At 66.8% G+C, this 16,789-nt stretch carries 14 protein-coding genes; 9 read left to right on the top strand and 5 right to left on the bottom strand.

Annotated elements, in window-relative coordinates; genetic code table 11:
* The first annotated feature begins 78 nt into the window (after positions 1-78).
* From HYZ11_07990 to HYZ11_07965, 6 genes are all read left to right on the top strand, one after another.
* On the top strand, positions 79-729 hold the full coding sequence (locus HYZ11_07990) for an MBL fold metallo-hydrolase (GenBank protein MBI3127527.1): 651 nt from the start codon (positions 79-81) through the stop codon (positions 727-729).
* 19 nt (positions 730-748) lie between these two features.
* Complete coding sequence (locus tag HYZ11_07985; GenBank protein ID MBI3127526.1) at positions 749-1,147, top strand: VOC family protein; 399 nt, start codon at positions 749-751, stop codon at positions 1,145-1,147.
* A 292-nt stretch (positions 1,148-1,439) separates the two neighbouring features.
* On the top strand, positions 1,440-2,333 hold the full coding sequence (locus tag HYZ11_07980; protein ID MBI3127525.1) for a c-type cytochrome: 894 nt from the start codon (positions 1,440-1,442) through the stop codon (positions 2,331-2,333).
* Positions 2,330-3,055: a c-type cytochrome gene (locus tag HYZ11_07975; protein ID MBI3127524.1), complete on the top strand. Its 726-nt coding sequence runs from the start codon at positions 2,330-2,332 to the stop codon at positions 3,053-3,055. Before HYZ11_07980 ends, HYZ11_07975 begins: the two co-directional genes overlap by 4 nt.
* Complete coding sequence (locus tag HYZ11_07970; GenBank protein ID MBI3127523.1) at positions 3,052-3,501, top strand: cytochrome c; 450 nt, start codon at positions 3,052-3,054, stop codon at positions 3,499-3,501. Before HYZ11_07975 ends, HYZ11_07970 begins: the two co-directional genes overlap by 4 nt.
* Positions 3,498-4,514, top strand: a complete 1,017-nt coding sequence (locus HYZ11_07965; GenBank protein ID MBI3127522.1) for a beta-propeller fold lactonase family protein — start codon at positions 3,498-3,500, stop codon at positions 4,512-4,514. The genes HYZ11_07970 and HYZ11_07965 overlap by 4 nt, the downstream gene beginning before the upstream one ends.
* Positions 4,515-4,572: 58 nt before the next feature.
* Here the strand turns inward: HYZ11_07965 and HYZ11_07960 are convergent, their stop codons facing one another.
* Both HYZ11_07960 and HYZ11_07955 read right to left on the bottom strand, forming a co-directional pair.
* Positions 4,573-5,460, bottom strand: a complete 888-nt coding sequence (locus HYZ11_07960; protein MBI3127521.1) for an SUMF1/EgtB/PvdO family nonheme iron enzyme — start codon at positions 5,458-5,460, stop codon at positions 4,573-4,575.
* Positions 5,461-5,492: 32 nt separating this feature from the next.
* Positions 5,493-5,921, bottom strand: coding sequence for a cupin domain-containing protein (locus HYZ11_07955; GenBank protein MBI3127520.1), 429 nt, complete (start codon positions 5,919-5,921; stop codon positions 5,493-5,495).
* Positions 5,922-6,101: 180 nt separating this feature from the next.
* Between HYZ11_07955 and HYZ11_07950 the strand changes: the two genes are divergently transcribed.
* Together HYZ11_07950 and HYZ11_07945 are read left to right on the top strand one after the other, a co-directional pair.
* On the top strand, positions 6,102-8,402 hold the full coding sequence (locus tag HYZ11_07950; GenBank protein ID MBI3127519.1) for an adenylate/guanylate cyclase domain-containing protein: 2,301 nt from the start codon (positions 6,102-6,104) through the stop codon (positions 8,400-8,402).
* Complete coding sequence (locus HYZ11_07945; protein ID MBI3127518.1) at positions 8,399-9,094, top strand: tetratricopeptide repeat protein; 696 nt, start codon at positions 8,399-8,401, stop codon at positions 9,092-9,094. Before HYZ11_07950 ends, HYZ11_07945 begins: the two co-directional genes overlap by 4 nt.
* A gap of 111 nt (positions 9,095-9,205) precedes the next feature.
* Here HYZ11_07945 and HYZ11_07940 read toward each other — a convergent pair whose 3' ends face one another.
* The 3 genes from HYZ11_07940 to HYZ11_07930 all read right to left on the bottom strand — a co-directional run bounded on the left by HYZ11_07940 (position 9,206) and on the right by HYZ11_07930 (position 15,927).
* Complete coding sequence (locus tag HYZ11_07940; GenBank protein ID MBI3127517.1) at positions 9,206-10,885, bottom strand: hypothetical protein; 1,680 nt, start codon at positions 10,883-10,885, stop codon at positions 9,206-9,208.
* A 157-nt stretch (positions 10,886-11,042) separates the two neighbouring features.
* Positions 11,043-14,462 (bottom strand): FecR domain-containing protein, encoded by a 3,420-nt coding sequence (locus tag HYZ11_07935; protein MBI3127516.1) that lies wholly within the window; start codon positions 14,460-14,462, stop codon positions 11,043-11,045.
* A 223-nt stretch (positions 14,463-14,685) separates the two neighbouring features.
* The gene (locus tag HYZ11_07930) at positions 14,686-15,927 is read right to left on the bottom strand and encodes a CoA transferase (protein MBI3127515.1); all 1,242 of its coding nucleotides are present in this window, start codon (positions 15,925-15,927) and stop codon (positions 14,686-14,688) included.
* Between the two features lie 200 nt (positions 15,928-16,127).
* Here HYZ11_07930 and HYZ11_07925 point away from each other — a divergent pair, with 200 nt between their 5' ends.
* Complete coding sequence (locus HYZ11_07925; GenBank protein MBI3127514.1) at positions 16,128-16,613, top strand: cytochrome c; 486 nt, start codon at positions 16,128-16,130, stop codon at positions 16,611-16,613.
* Positions 16,614-16,789 lie beyond the last annotated feature (176 nt).

Here is a 16,789-nt window from a genome sequence, read left to right as displayed (position 1 = left end):
CGAAGCGCACCTCCCTCGCGGCCTGACCGCCTTTGCATGCCAGCGGAAAGACCCGCCCCCCTCCTGGAGGCGACGCCCATGGGCCAATACGACCAGACGGTCGAGCTGCCCGAGCTCACCCTGAAGAAACTCAACATCGGGCCGTACAGCAACAACGTCTATGTCATGGTCGCCAAGCCGAGCCAGGAGAGCGTCATCATCGATACATCCCATTCCGCCGACGAGATCCTGGCCGCCTGCAAGGGGATCAAGCCCAAATACATCCTACAGACTCACAGCCATGGAGACCACATCGACGCCCTGGCCGAGGTCCGCAAGCGCACCGGCGCCCCTCTCGGCCTCCATCCCGAGGACGCAAAGGAGTTCGGCATCCGGCCCGACTTCGAGATCCGCGACGGGCAGGAGATCACGTTCGGCACGGTTTCCCTCCGCGCCATCCACACCCCCGGGCATTGCCGCGGGATGCTCATGTACTACTATCCTGGGCACTGCGTCTGCGGGGACACCATCTTTCCCGGCGGGCCGGGCAAGACATGGAGCCACGAGCAGCTCCTCATCTCGCTCGAGTCGATCGAGAAGAAGGTGCTGACGCTGCCGGACGATACGGTGCTCTACCCCGGCCACGGCGCCAACAGCACCGTGGACCAGAGCAAGAAAGAATACGTCCAATTCAAGGCCGCCGGCCGCCCGAGGAGGGGAGAGTTCGGCGACATCACCTGGGCCGGCTGAGGCCCTACGGAGGCTCCACATGAGCGACGGCAACCTCTCCTTCGATCACATCCATGTCATCAGCCAGAACCCCGATGCATCCGCCAAATGGTTCGTCGAAAAGCTGGGCGGCAAAGTCGCGGCGTCGCACGAGGTCCGGGGGGCGCCCCAGATCTACATCGACTTCGGCGGAGCCAAGGTGATCGTCCGGGGCCAGAGGCCGGGCGAAGCCGCCAAGGACAAGCACACCCTCGAGTGGGGCACCGACCATTTCGGCTTCCAGGTGAAGGGCAGCCTCGACTTCAAGGCCTACTGCGCGGACCTCAAGGGCAAGGGGGTGAAGTTCACCGTGGAGCCCACTCAGTTCAACCCCTCCACCCAGATTGCCTTCATCGAGGCGCCGGACGGGGTGGTGATCGAGCTCCTGCAGCGGAAATAGGACCTAAATGGCCCGTTTGGGCGGAAGCGGCTGAAAAATCTGCGTTTTATGTTATAATTCAAGCAGGTATTCCATCCGCCCCCTGAGGTTGGTGTTGCTGGGAAAGCCAAGTCTTCGCCAAGCCGCCTTATCCATTGGGGCGGCTGTCTTCGTCATCCTTGCGTTCGGCGGGCCGGAGGGTCCCGCCGGCCCCTCCCGGCCGGCCCAGGCGGCCTCTCCGGCGGGAGAGGCCGAGTTTCCGCCCCCGCCCCCCTTGGGGCTGGACGACATCCTCATTCCCGCCGATAACCCCATGACCCGCGAAAAGGTGGAGCTGGGGCGGCTGCTCTTCTTCGAGAAGCGTATCTCGGCGGATGGCACGGTGGCCTGCGCCACCTGCCACATGCCCGACCGGGGCTTCTCCAACGCCCGGCAATACGGCGTGGGAGTCGAGGGCAAGCTGGGCGTCCGCAACGTCCCCACCGTCCTGAACGCCGCGTACTACACCAGCCAATTCTGGGACGGGCGGGCGAAGACCCTGGAGGAGCAGGCGCAGGGGCCTATCCTCAACCCCGCCGAGATGGCCTCGAGCGAGGAGCGGGTGGTGCGGGTGCTGGGCGCCATCCCCGCCTACCGGGAGGCTTTCCGGCGCGCCTTCGGCGATCCCGCCGTCTCCCTCGACCGGACCGCCAAGGCCATCGCCTCCTTCGAGCGCACCCTCCTCTCGGGCGGCTCCCCCTTCGACCGCTGGAGATTCGAGGGGGCCGAATCGGCAGTACCGGCGGAGGCCAAGCGGGGCTTCGAACTCTTCAAGACCAAGGCGCAGTGCGTGAAGTGCCACCTGGTGGACGAGTTCAGCGCCCCCTTCACCGACAACAAGTTTCACAACATCGGCATCGGGATGGACCGAAAGAAGCCTGAGCTCGGGCGCGAGGAGATCACCAAGGAGCCGAAGGACCGCGGGAAGTTCAAGACGCCCTCCATCCGGGACGCCGCCCTGACCGCCCCCTACATGCACGACGGAAGGTTCAATACGCTGGAAGAGGTGATCGACTTCTACGACAAGGGCGGCCATCCCAACCCGAACCTCGACCCGGACATCTTCCCCCTGAAGCTGACCCCGGGAGAGAAGAAGGACCTCGCGGCTTTCATCAGGACCCTGACCGGACGGTTCCCGAAAGTGGCGGCGCCGGAGATGCCTAGGTGATCTTCATGCGCCGTCTTGCCGGCCGCGAATCGCTGCCGGGATGGGCGGTCCTCCTCTTCCTGCTGGCCGCTTCGCCAGCCATGGGACAGGAGAAGGGGAAGGATATCTTCCTCCGGCGGGGCTGCGGGGAATGCCATACCGCCCAGGGTCCCGAGGCGAAAATTCCCGTCACCGAGCGCCACGCGATCAAGGGGCCTTCTCTCTGGTACGCCGGGAGCAAGTTCCGGCCCGGCTATCTGAAGGGATGGCTCGCCAAGCCCCAGGCGTTCCGGGGCGTGAAGTGGGGGACGATGGAAAAGGGGAAGACCCCGCATCCGGCCCTTGCGCCCGCGGAGGCCGGGGAGGTCGCTCTCTACCTCGAGAGCCTGAAGGACCCGGAGATGCCCTCGGGGGTCGTCCCAGCCTGGGGGGAGAAGGTTCCCCGGCAGGTGCTCCGCCGGGCGCGGATCCTCTTCCAGAAGGAGCAACCCTGCTACGCCTGCCACATGGTACACATCCGCAAGACGGTGTACCGGGAGCCGGTGGAGGTGGGGGGATTCTCGGCGCCGCACCTCGTCGACGCCGGTCGCAGGCTCCGGCCCGACTTCATCGTGGCCCTTCTCAAGTCCGGGGACCGCTACGCCCCCAACGGGCGCATGCCCCGGTACGGGTCGACCGCCTTCACGCCCTTGTCCGAGCAGGATCTCATCGCCCTCGCCGCCTATATCGCGACCTTCAAATGAGACTCGCCGTCTTTCTCCTGCTTTTCACGGCTTCGCTCGCTCCCGGGGAATCCGCCCGGGCCCAGGAGCGCCCCCGCCCGGCGGCGGAGCAGAATTTCCAGTGGTACTGCATCCAATGCCACGGCCCGCGCGGGGACGGGAAGGGCGTGAACAACACGGCCAAACTCCCCGTCAGCCCCCGCAACCTGACCGACGGGCGGGACATGGCCCAGTTCTCGGACGAGGACATGACCCGCACCATCACCCGCGGGGGCGGCGCCAGCGACCTCTCGCCCATCATGCCTCCCTGGGGGCACACGCTCGCGGCGGAGGAGATCCGCGACCTCGTCGCCCACGTCCGCAAGCTGTGCAGGTGCCGGTTCGACCCCAAGGCGAAGGATCGCTTCCTCCGCGAGCAGGGAAAGCAGCCTCCCCAATCCCTGGATATGGAAGGAGCAAAGCCATGAAGCGCCCGCCGGCCCTGCACCGCCGCCTCGCGGGAGCGGCGGCGATCGCCCTCCTGGCGGCCTGGGGAGGGCCTCCGGCCTGGGGCGCCGGCGCCCGGGAAGAGCGGATCCTCGTGACGAACACCCGCGACTCCACCCTGAGCGTCATCTCGCGCGAGACGGGCAAGGTCCTCCGAACCCTGCCCGCCGGGCCCAAGTCGAACCGCCTCGCCCTCGCCCCCGACGGCCGGCACGTGTACATCATCAACGACGGGAGGTCCGAGGTCCGCATCTTCGACGCCCAGGAGATGCGCTTCGTGAAGAGCGTCCGGGCCGGCCGCGACCCCTACAACCTCGCCTTCGCGCCCGATGGGAAGTTCGCCTACTTCGTCAACACCTACTCCGACAACGTCACCGTCCTGGAGGTGGCCACGGGACGGCTGGCGGGCCTCATCGAGCACGGCGGGAACAACCCGGTGAACATCAAGATATCCCGCGACGGGCGCTTCGCCTACGTGGCGAACGAGTTGAGCGAGGACGTCTCCGTGGTGGACCTCGCCACGCGCAAGCCGCTCAAGCAGATCGAGGCGGGCCACTACATCGAAGGCCTCGATCTCAGCAAGGACGGCAAATGGCTCTACATCATGAATGGGGAGCGCAAGTCCTACAGCGTAGTGGACACCGGCACCCACGAGATCGTCCAGACGGTGAAGCTCCAGGACGAGCCCCACGACGCCCTGGTGACGCCGGATGGCCGTTTTCTCTACATCACCCTGCCTCACCGCGGCGCGGTGGTGGTCCATTCCCTGCCCGATCACAAGGAAGCGGCTTACGTGAAGCAGGGCGCGCGGCCGGATCTCATCGCCATCACTCCGGACGGCGCTCTCGCCTACGTCACCAACCGCGACTCGCGGGAGGTATGGGTGATGGACGCCCGGAAGCACGTCAACCTTCAGCGGATCAGGACCGGCAACGGCGCCCACGGCGTGCTGGTTGTGCCCGCCTCCGGGAGCAAACCGCTGGCCAGCCGCTAGCCGGCGGCAACCCGAAAGAAGCCCCGGCGTCCCGGGGTTTCTTTCTTGAAAAACTATCCTATTCCTTCGCGTCCTGGGCGCAGCGGAAGCCGATCTTGTTGTTCCGGTAGGCGGGCGGCCGGTCGTAGCGGTTGGTGGTGGTGGCCCAATCGATCGGGCTCCCCCAGGCGGCCCCCCGCACCAGCCGGCGGGTGCCCTTCGCAGGACCCTTCGGGTCCTTGGCCGCCATCGTCTGATACGCCTGGGGGTGGTACCAGTCGGCCACCCACTCCCACACGTTCCCGGCCATGTCGAGGGCGCCGAAGGGGCTGGCCCCTTGCGGGAAGCGGCCCGCGGGCGCCACGCCCGGGAAGCCGTCCGCCGCGCCCTTGAGGTTCGCTCGCGATGGCTCCTTCTGGTTTCCCCAGGGGTACTTCCGGCCGTCGCCGCCGCGCGCGGCGCGCTCCCACTCCGCCTCGGTGGGCAGGCGCCGCCCCGCCCAGCGGCAGTAGGCCTCCGCGTCGGCCCAGCCCACCTGGCTGACCGGCTGTTCCGGCATCGCCTTCCAGTCCGAGCCCTTTCCGGCCGGGTTGCGCCAGCTCACGTTCTTCTCTCGGCGCCAGTCCCCCTCGCCCTTCTTCAGGGTCTCGTCCCACACCCAGGCCCAGCCCTCCTTCTCGGCGGCCGTCCGGTGGCCGGTGGCCCCGGCGAAGCGGGCGAAGCGGGACGCGGTGAGCTCGGCCTGATCGATCCAGAAGGCCGAGAGCTGCACCCTGCGCTGCGGGCGCTCGTTCTTGTCTCCCTTGTCGCTGCCCATGAGGAAGGCTCCGGCCGGGACGTAGACCAGCGTCGCGCCGTCCGAGGAAGAAACCTGGGTTCGGGGCGCCGCCTGGGCGAGGCCGGGGCCCGCCGCTATTATGATAAGGCTCGCCCACAGTGCGGCCCGGCCTAGGCTTGCGATGCGCATTTCACGCTCCAGCGGGCGGAGGGACCCACAGCTCAATCCCGGAGGGGGTCCCGCGGATCGTCCACGAAGGTGGTCCCGGCGGCATCCTTATTGGGCATGCCGCCGTACGTGAAGATGAGCTCGGCGGGCTCGGTCTTGCTGGGATTCTCCTGCCCGTGGATGCAGCCGCACGGGAAGTAGACGAAGTGCCCCTGCTTGACTTCGCGCCCCTGGATGTCCTCGCCTTTCTTCCAGTAGATATTGATGGGCCCTTTCACCACATAGATGGTCGTGTCGCAGTTCTTGTGGTAGTGGAGGCGGTTCCTGCCGCGGGGAGGGATGATCGTGCGGCCCATGGTGATGGTCTTGGTGCCGGTGGTCTCGCGGTCCACCCCCCAGCGGATGGCGTAGGGGGGCTCGTAGGCCTTGTCCTCCGACACATCGAGGGAATTGACCACCTGCGGGACGGGCAAATTGGGCATCGGAATCCCTTTCTGATGGCGGATGATTTCGGCCGCGCTTCATCCTAAGCCAAGCCGCCCAAGGCCAACAAGGGCGCCGCATCGGCCCGGGAGCGGCTCGTGCACGGGCTGGCCTTGTATGCCATACTTGCCCGACGGCTTCCATCATGGACATGGAAAGAGGCTTTCGACGGCCGGACGATGCCCAATTTCCTGAAACGGCTCTTCCAGATCAACAGCACGACGGTGGGCCTCCTGCTCACCGGCCTCATGCTGCTCATCTTCGTGGGCGATTCCGCCATCATCCAGCGCCTCGATCTCCTCATATCCGACATCCGCTTCCTCGCCCGGGGTCCCAAGAAGGCCGCCCCCGACGTCGTCATCGCGGCCATCGACGAAAAGAGCATCGACCAGCTCGGCCGCTGGCCCTGGCCCTTCACCACCCAGGCCCGGCTCGTGGATCGGCTCGTCTCCTACGGCGCCCGCGTCATCGCCTACGACGTGGTCTTCTCCTCCTCCGACATCTCCGGCGGTATCGAAAGCCTCAAGGTCCTCCGGAGCCGGATGTCCGCCGACGGCGCGGCCGCCCCGCCCCAGGTGCTCGCGGAGCTCGACAAGGCCATCGCCGCATCCGACCACGACCGCATCTTTGCGGAGGCGCTCAAGCGGTCGGGGCGGACCCTGCTCGGCTACTTCTTCCACTTCTCCGCCGACACCATTCAGCACTTGAGCGCCGAGGAGAAGAACAGCTTCCTCGAGAACATCCGCAACTCGAAATACAACGCCGTCCGCAAGGCTCCCGGCGCGAGCCTAAAGAAAGTCTGGCTGCCCCGGGCCGAGGCGGTCGAGTCGAACTTGGCCGGGCTGACCCGATCGGCGCGGGGCAGCGGCTACTTCAGCCTCCGGCCCGACCAGGACGGCGCCGTCCGCCGCTTCCCCCTGATCGTCAAGTACCAGGACATGGTGGAGATCCCCGGGGAGCAGGATTTCCTCTTCGGGCCCCTGGCCCTCCGCGCCCTGGAGCGCTACCTGCGCGGCACCACACTCTTTTTCATCGACACCTTGGGCGTGGAGAAGGTGGCGATCACGGGCCGCCGGAACATCGCGATTCCCACCAATAACCAGGGGGAGATGCTCATCAACTACATCGGCGGCATCTCCTCCTTTCCCGTCTATTCCATCGTGGACATCGTGGAAGGCCGGGAGCAGGCCCCGCCCCAAGCCTTCAGGAACAAGATCGTGCTGATCGGCCCCACCGCCATCGCCCTGGCCGACCTCCGCGTCACGCCGTTCGACAAGGCCATCCCGGGCGTCGCCATCCACGCGACGGTGCTCGACAACATGATCCGGGGCGATTTCCTGAGCGAACCTTGGTGGGGCGGCCTGTTCACGGCCGGGACGATTCTCCTGCTGGGCCTGGCGGGCACCCTCGTGCTTCCCCGCACCGGCGCGGCCGGGGGGGGCGCCGCGGCCGCGGCCGCGCTGGTCCTGGTGGTGGGCCTCAACCAGTATCTCTTCGCCCGCCACGGCTGGTGGCTGAGCGCGGCCTATCCCCTCCTCACGGGGGCCGTCCTCTACGGCGGCATGACGCTCTATCACTATGTCATCGAGGAGCAGCAGAAGCGTTTCATCCAGTCGGCCTTCGGCACCTACCTCTCCCCAAAGGTGGTCGCCGAGATCGTGTCCAATCCGAGCCTCCTCAAGCTGGGCGGCGAGCGCAAGGAGATTACCGCGTTCTTTTCCGACGTGGCCGGCTTCACCTCGGTTTCCGAGTCCATGTCACCGGAGGAGCTGGTCGCCCTCCTCAACGAGTACCTCTCCGAGATGACGGACATCATCCTCCGCTACGACGGGACCGTGGACAAATACGAGGGGGACGCCATCGTGGCCTTCTTCGGCGCGCCCCACCCCATGTCCGATCACGCCGTCCGGGCCTGCCACGTCTCGCTGGACATGCAGGAGGCCATGGTCCGCCTGCGCGGCGTCTGGAAGGCGCGGGGCGTGAAGGAGCTCTACATGCGGGTCGGCCTCAACACAGGGCCGGCGGTCGTGGGCAACATGGGCTCCCGCACCCGGATGGACTACACGATGATGGGCGACACGGTGAACACCGCCGCCCGGTTCGAGGGAGCGAACAAGCAGTACGGCAGCGCCATCATGATCGGCTCGCTCACCTACGAAGAGGGCAAGCACGCCGTCGAGGCCCGCGAGCTGGACCTCATCAACGTGGTCGGAAAGGCGGAGCCGGTCCCCATCTACGAACTGGTCGCGAAGAAGGGGCAGCTCTCCGACACCAAGAAGAAAGTGCTGGAGCTCTACCACCAGGGCCTGCTCAGCTACCGCGCCCGCCGCTTCGACGAGGCCATGGGCCTCTTCGGCGAGGGACTCGCCCTGGACAAGACGGACGGCCCCTGCAAATCCATGGTGAAGCGATGCGAGGATTACATCGTCGACCCCCCGCCCAAGAACTGGAACGGCGCCTTCATCATGACCTCGAAATGAGGCCGGAAGGCCGGGTCCGGCGGCTTTTCGCCTGCGCCGCCTCCCTGGCCGCGCTCCTTCTGGCGGGGTGCGGCCCCCTTCCGCCTCCGCCGGAGCCCTCCCGCGCCCAGCGGATCTATCAGGAAGGCCAGCTCGCCATCCAGCAGGGGAACACCCAAAAGGCCCTGGAGCGCTTCGAGGCGGCGGCCGCCCTCGCCGCGAAGGAAGGGAACTCCCTCGGGGTCACCTCCAGCCTGCACGCCATAGCCCTGGTCCACATCCAGGCGGAGCGCTGGCGGGAGGCCCTCTCCTACATGCTCAGGGTGCTCTCCCTGGACCGGAAGGCGCTCGAGGAGGCCCGGCGGGCGGGGGCGCCGCAGGACGCGCTCCGCCTGGCCGAGGCCAAGGTCGCGAGCGACCTCTACGACATCGCGCGCCTGCACCGCCGGCTGGGAGCCCCCGGGGACGCGCTCCGGCGCCTCCAGGAGGCCCTGCAGATCGACCTCCGCCTCGGGCGGGATCAGGGGGCGGCGATCACCCACAACAACATCGGCCGGCTCCTCCTCGCCCTCGACCGCCTGGACGAGGCGGAGGCCCACTTCAAGCAGGCCCTGGCTATTTTCCAGAAGCGGGAGGACAAGGAACGGGCGCTGGAGGTGTGGAACAACCTGATCTTCCTCGAGAGGGTACGGCGCACGGGGAAGGGCCGCTAGCGGGGCGGCGCCCCCTGCGCAGGGGCGAGGCGGCAAAACCCTCATCCTGAAATACGTAGGGGCGACCGGCCGGTCGCCCCTACAGACGTGATTGACGGAGTTGGCGGAACCCTAGTACCGGTACTGGATCCCCACGCCGATGCTGTTGATGTCGTAGTTGTAGCGGAAGACCCGCTCGTCCTCGAAATTCGAGCGGGCGATGGTGCGCCGGGCCTCCAGCAGGAGGGCCCAGCTCTTGTGGAACTGGTACACCAGCCGGGGAGAGATGGTGTGGGTGACGTCCACCTCGATCTCGTCCTTGTCCCCCACCCCCGCGTCCCGGAAGCCGCCGTCCTTGTCCTTGGCCTTGCGATCCTTGTAGGCCCTGCGGTCGTATGAATAGTTGAGGGAGAACGTCATCACCCCCTTGATCGGCAGGCCCAGGAAACGGCTGTTCACCTCGCGGGAGTAGATGAGCTCGGGCTCCACCCGGAAGCTCCAGTAGTCGTAGTACTGGTCGCTGAAGACGCCGGCCGCCGGCAGCGGGGCCAGGGTGTCGTTGAAGCCGGAGTTGCTCTGGTTGTAGCTCACGCCTCCGCCGAGGGCCAGGACGAGGCCGCGCACGAAGGGCGCCTCGCGGGCCACCCGGCCGTCCACCGTGTCCGTCGTGTCGATGCGCCGCTCGCCGGGCACCCCCGTCACCACGAGGGGATCGACGCGGGCCCGGTCGTCGGTGAAATAGCGGTCCAGGCGCGAGTAGGCCAGCCGCACGGAGGTGTTCTGAGGGGCCAGGAACTCATAGGTCAGGCGGTAGAGGATGCCCTCGTAGTCCTTCTCGAACTTGGGCTCGGCCGAGGCAGGGTCCTGCTGCCGGGCGAGCGAGATGAAGTTGCGGTAGTGCCGCTGGTAGGCCTGAATCGCGGCCGCGAGGCTGTGCTTGCGCTCGCCCTCCCGCTCGTGGAGGAGCTTCACCTCGTAGCCCGCACCGCGGTCCCAATAGTCGTATAGGCCCTTGAACTTCTCGATCCCGCTCAGCGGGATGCCGTTCCCCCAGTCCTCCGCCGCGGTCTGCCGGGTGAAGACGTATGTCTGGAAGACGGAGGGGCTGAGGGTCAGGCGGTTGATCCAGCCGATGCCGAAGGGCCGGACATAGTCCTGCGAGAGGAGGGCGATGAACTCATGGCGCTGCTCCTCGCTCCGCTGGCGGGGGCCCTCGTCCTCCCGGAAGACCTGCAGGTCGCGGTTATACGAGGCGTTGTAGACGAAGACGAGGGCCGTGTCCTCGGTCAGGCGGATGGCGGGGGCGACGACGCCCGAGAAGCGGCCGCCCTCGAGGGGGCCCTGGGTGCTGCCCGTCTGGAACTCGGAGTAGTTGAACAGCCCCTCCACGTTGAAGCGGACGAGCTGCACGCGCTCCTCGAAGAACTTCCGCACCCCTTCCCAGTTGCGGGTGAAGAAGCCCGCCCCCAAGGCGGGAGACTCAGGCCGCGGCGTCGCCTGGGCCGTCTGCCGCGAGCCCTGGGGCAGCGGAGCCAGCGTCGGCGAAGGAGGCGCGCCCTCGGGCGCCGTAGCCTTTGGCGAAGGCGCCTGGGCCACCTGCCAGGGGCCGCCCTTGGGCGCCGCAGCCGCGGGCGGCGCGTAGGGCTCGTGATCGGGATGGAGGAGACCGATGGGAGGCTTCTTCCCCGTGTCCCCCGGTTCGAGGTTCCCCCCGGGCGTCAATCTGTAGAGAGAGGCCTCGGAAGCCTGGGCCGGGGCGGAGAGGCAAACCCCCACAGCGAAGGCGGCAACGGCAATCAAGCGGCGGCGCATGTTTCCCCCTTCGGGTGCGGAATGATGAAGCCAGCCTATATCAGGACAGGCCGCTCACACTGGAACCCCGATGCCTTTTACCCCTCCACCCCCTCTGACGGAGGGGGTGGAGGGGAACTCAGCCACTCCCCATGCACTCCTTGAACGGGGGATGGGACTAGAACTCGGAATCCCCCCTCCAGATCATGCGCGGGAAGGGGATGAAGGCCGAGCGGATGTCCTGCTGGAAAAATGTGGTCCCGGTGATGGACGAAACCGCGGGCGCCCGGATGCCCAGAATGTTGGGCCCGATGTTGATCGTGGGCAGGTTGCTTTCCGGGTTCGCCGTCGCATCGCTCAGGTTCACCCGGAGGGCATCCCATATGGTGTTGAACTTGACGGCGCTAAAGCCGCAAGGAGATGACCCGGAGCCGCAGGTCGAGGTCTGGAGGCCCGAGTTGGCCTGCGTCGTGGAATCCCCCAGGACGGAGAAGCGGACGGGGAAGGACCGGACGGTGCCCGCATCGTTCATGAAGTAGTTGAAGCCCGCCGGGTTGTTTTGATCTTGGCCGTTGCGGACATTGGCGTTGGGGTGGAACTCGACCGGATAGACGCGGAACTGGCCGCTCGGAATCTGGCCGGGGAGGCCGCTGCTAACGCTGAACGCGCCCAGCCGGGGATTGAACGCCGAGTTGGTCGGAGTGCTGAAGGTCTTCGCGGTGGTGCCGAATACCGGCAGGCTCTTGACGATCAGGTTGTGCGGGCCGTCCACGAACTGGACGGTGTGGCTGCCCAATGAAGTCCCGGCGAAATTGAAGGTGGAGAGGGTCGACCGGCTGCTGATACCGAGGATTTCCTCCCGGAAGAACTCCCCCGGCGTCTCGTTCCCGATTTCCACCCTCAGGCTCGATAGGAGAGGGCTGTTCTGGGGGCTTCCGACCACCATGAAGCATCCTGAGCTCGCGCAGAAGGACGGACCGCCCGTGTACATCACGCTGAAGTAGGAGTTCCAGGGCAGGTCGCGGATGCCCGCGGCTGTGGTCGGCATCTGGCCGCTCTGGAACTGGGCCCGGCCGTCGATGTAGCCGAGTCCCGATCCCCGCTCGCCGAGGGTGATCGCGACCAATCGCACCTGATCGGGGCTCGACGCGGGCCGGTAGACGTACTGCTGGGCGCGGACCCGGCGGCCCTCGCCGTTGAAGAACACCACCCCGGCCCGGGCGTCGGCCACGGCCTGCCAGTGGGCGTCGCGCGCCCGGATGGTGCTCGCCTCGATCTGGCTGTCGATGAGATTGATGATGTTGCTGCTGCCCGCGAACGTGGAGGCGTTCAGGTCGTGGATGACCTTCGCGGCCGCGTTGACGATGTCCTCCTCCACCTGGACGGCGTAGGAGAGGAAGCCGTTCGCGTTGAGGGCGGCGACGCGGGAGGAGACGTTAATCAACCCTCCGTCCCCAAACGCGTCGGCGCGCAGCTGCCCGGCCTGGTAGACGCCGTTCCTGCCGGTGTAGACGGAGGGGCGCATGGCGCCGCCCCAGATGTCCTGCGTGGCTTGGTCCGTGACACTCAGCGGATCGGGGAGGTGGTCATCGAGATTGAACATGATCTCGGCGGCGACGAACCAGGGGTCGAGCTTTCGCCCATTGGCGAGGGTGAAGAAGGTGTTCTCGTTGGCGCCGGAGGGGAAGATGTCGTCCCCGGAGGCCGTGGCGAGGATCATCTGGGTGGGGACGCCGGCCTGGGGCCCGTGGGGCCGGTTGAGGACGCCCCCGGCCTGGGCGAGGCGGTCGAGCTCCCGGCTCAGGGCCGTCGCCACCGCCGCCCCCAGGGTCGTGAATTCATCGTCATTTACGCTGGTGTTCGTGAACCAGTCGAAATTGCCAGCCGAGGTGTTGCTCCCCACGCAGATGCGGGTGGGGTGGTTATCCTCGCAGTTGGCGAACTCCACCACCTGCTCGGGCGTCAGGTTGTCGAGGAGGATGCCGATGCGGTTGAGGAGGCCGCTCCGGCTTTCGACCACCCCGCCCGGCCACAGGAGGCTGCTTGTGACGGAGAGTGAGAACTCCTGGGAGACCGCGCCGTAGTCGAGCAGGGAATCCAGCACCTTCGCGGTGAAGGGGGAGCTGGGCTTGAAGCGGGCCAGGAGGGCCTCGGACTCGGTCTGGTTCATCCTCGCCAACAGGTCGCGCTGCTGGGAGGTGGTGAGCCCACCGAACTTCTCCGCCTGCTGGGTGTCGGTGAGCTTCAGGAAAGCGGTCTTGAGGGAGTCCCCCGTCAGGCCGGCGAGAGGATCGACGGCGGCGGTGGTGGGGGTGGTGGTGGAGCCGCCCAGGACGGTGTCCTTGCCCACCTCGACCAGTTCCGTGGTGGCATCGCCCTTGTCCTCGGTGGTCGGCTTGACGGCCAGCTGCTCGCGGGCTTCCTGCTTCGACTGGACCGCCGACTCGGCCGACGCCTTGGTGGCGGTGGTGACGATGACGCTGGTCTGCTGCACCTGGGTGGTGGTGACGGCGGCCGCCTGGGCCGGCGCCGTGACGGCGGTCGCCTGGTTCACCTGCTGGATGTCCTGCTGGGTCGCCTGCTGGACGGCCGTGGGGGCCCCGGCGGAGGACACCTCGGTCGTCTGCCCGGCGCCGACCACGACCTCCTGGGCCTGGCCCGCCTGCCCCGGCACCACGGCGGCGGCGGCGGGCGGCGCCTGGGTCGTCGTCCCGGCCCGGCCCCCCGCCTGCTGAAGCTCGCGCCGCGTGCGGGGCCGCGCCTCCCCGGCCCGGAGGGGGCGGGCGCCCACGAGGCCCCGGAGGGTGATGAGCTTGGTGGCGCCCTGGGCGTTCACGACCATGGCGAAGACGGTGCCGCGCACCCCGGCCACCATGCTGGGCGTCACCACGTTGAAGCGGGACTGCGGATGGGTGTTGGGCGCGGCATCGACCTTGATGGTGCCTACGGTCATCCGGAGCTGGATGGAGCGCCGCCCGGAAACCGGCTCGTAGATCATCTCGTCGATCGTGATGGCGGTGTCCTCGCCGATGGAGAGGACGCTGCCGTCGTCGAACTGGAGCTCCATCTTGGCTCCGACGGAGGTTTCGTCCACGTCGCGGAAGAGGACGGGCTCGGCGCCGGTGACCTTCTGCGCCTGCTCCTGCCCCGTCCGGGTGACGGTGACGTCGCCCTGGTACGTCTTGATGAAGCCGATGTCGTTGCGGTCCAGGACGCCCTTGGAGCGGAGGAACTCCTTCTGCTCGGCCAGGCTCTTGCCCGGAGGGCCGCCGGCGAGGATGTAGGTGAGCGTGACGAACTCGAGCCGGGTCAGCGGGTCGCCGGGCTGGCTCCCCACGAGGGCCACGACGCCCTTATCGCTCAGGCCCTTCACCACGGCCGCGTAGCGCTCGGCCGGTGGCAGGGACTCGATGTTGGCGGGCACATAGTCGCGGGCGTTGGGCGAGCGGCTGAAGCGGTTGACGAAAAACCGCTCGACGAAGGAGCCCTTGGTCACGGTGGAACCGGCCTGGGGCAAGGCATCCACCGGCCAGAGGAGCAGAACGGCGATGATCGACGAGGCGAGAACGAGGGCTCGGGAGAGAATGCTCTTCTGCACGGATGCATCTCCTACAACTGGTCCATTGGCCGGCGAACATGAAGAATGTCGCAATTGGATACAGGCGTAAATTATCTTTTGTGTACAATTTGGTCAACAGCTAAGTTGTTGACCCGAGACGAAATTTCAGTGATTTACCCCACAAAATTTCAAACTGCGAATCAAGCCCGAAAGGGTTCAAAGAATAACTACCCCTTTAGGGTTATTCTCGAGGCCGCCGGGTCTATGCCCTCCCCTCCGGAGCGGAAGGCTCCGTCCACTCCACCACTCCCTTGGTCCGGAGGGCTTCCAGCTCCCCCTCGCGCAGGCCGGCCAGCTCGCAGAGCACTTCCCGTGTGTGCTCTCCCATGTAGGGCGCCCGGTTCCAGCGCATCCGGGCGCCGGGAACCCGGATGGGGCAGCCCAGCATCTGCATGATCCCGGCGGCGGGATGCTCGACCTCGACGATCATCCCCCGGGCCCTGATCTGGGGGTCTTCGAGGGCCTCGACCACGGTGTTGACGGGCGCGAAGGGCACATGGCCGGCCAGGAGGGCGGACCATTCCGCCGTGGTTCGGGTCCGAAATTCCCGGGAGAGAATTTCGAGCAGGGCGTCCCGGTTGTCGAAGCGGTCCTTCTGGGTCCGGAAACGGGGGTCGGCGGCCAGCTCGCGGCGACCCATCTTCTCCACCAGGATGGGATAGAACCGGTGCTTCATGCACAGGACGCTCACCCAGCCGTCCTTGGTTTCGAAATTCTGGGAGGGGACGAGGGAGGGGTGGGCGCTGTGGGGAAACCGCTGGGGCACGTGCCCGCAGTTGAGCGCCCAGGTGGCCAGATATCCGAGCTGATAGGCGGCGCCCTCGAGGAGCGAGACGTCGATGTCCCGCCCCCGGCCCGTCCGGCTCACTTCCCACAGGCCGGTCATCAGGCCGAGCATGCCGAGATAACCACCCGAATAGTCCACGAAGCTGACCCCCGCCTTGGCCGGGGGGGCGCCCGGTTCGCCGGTGAGGCTCATGATCCCGGCGTAGGCCTGCATGAGGTAGTCGTAGGCGGGCTCGGAGGCGCGGGGGCCGGTCATGCCGAAGCCGGAGAGAAAGCAGCAGACCAGGCGCTCGTTGTAGAGGCCCAGGTGTTTGTAGGTGAGCTGGAGCTTCTCGGGGTCCGTCCCCTTGCAGTTGGAGAAAAGCACGTCCGAGCGGGCCACCAGCTTGTGGAGAATCTCGCGGCCCTCGGGCGCCACGATGTCGAGCGCCACGCTCTTCTTATTCCGGTTGAAGCCTTGGAAATAATAGCTGTCGTTGTTCGGAAGAGGGTAGGGCGGCACGGGCCGCGCCGAATCCCCCTGGGTGGCCGGATTCTCGATCTTGATGACCTCGGCGCCCAGGTCCGCCAGGATCATGGTCCCGAGGGGCCCCGCCCCGAACTGCTCCACCGCCAGGATGCGCAGCCCCTCCAGGGGCAGCGGCCCGCTCTCCGGCATCGCGTCCTCCACGTCGTCCGAAGTTTCATTGTGCCGGAGAAAGGCGCCCTGTCAATCCATCCCGGCCCGCCGCCGCGGGCCGGGCCGCTTTCCTATGAACGGAACTTTTCGGTATAATGAAGCATTCGTTCGACAAGATTCGTGGCCTCCGGCGGGATCGGGGGATTCGTCATTGGACAATCATTAAGGGGAGATCTCCGATGGTCGGGAAGGTGCGGGCGGCACTTTTGGGGGCGGCGGCCATTCTCGTCGCGGCTTCGCTCATGGGCGGCTGGTCGGCCCTCGAGGCGGCGCAGGAACAGAAAGACAGCAAGGCGGTCGCGGGCCGCAAGAAGCTGATGCAGGGCAACGCCAAGGCCATGAAGGCCCTCAACGGGGCGCTCAAGGCGGGGGAATACCCCAAGGTTGTCATGCTCGCCAGCGAAATCGGGGAAAACGCCCTGGGCATCGGGGAGGCTTTCGAGAAGAAGGACCTGGCCGGGAAGACGACCGCCCTCCCCAAAATCTGGGAGGAGAAGGCCAAATTCGACCGGATCGCCTCGAAGATGCTGAACGACTCCCGGGAGGTGGTGGAGGCCGCCCGGACCAAGGACAAGCAAAAGACCGAGGCGGCCGTCAAGGCGATGGGTTCCAACTGCGCGGCCTGCCACAAGGAATTCCGGCAGCCGCCCAAGAAGAAAAGCTGAGGTCCGAACCCTCTCCCCGGCCCCCCTGGGGGTCCGGGGAGAGGGCAGGATTTCCCGGCGGGCCCCTTCCCGCTGTTCCCTGAATTCAGCCGTCTTCGAGCGACATTTCCCATAATTATGCTTGTTTATGGGTGAGTTTTTGCTATTATCGGAGCAAGCCCAAATCTGTCGAAAAC

It is taken from the genome of Candidatus Tectomicrobia bacterium (assembly GCA_016192135.1).
Classification (GTDB): domain Bacteria; phylum UBA8248; class UBA8248; order UBA8248; family UBA8248; genus 2-12-FULL-69-37.
Note: the sequence above shows the minus strand (reverse complement) of the source record. Positions and strands in the feature narration are given on the sequence as shown.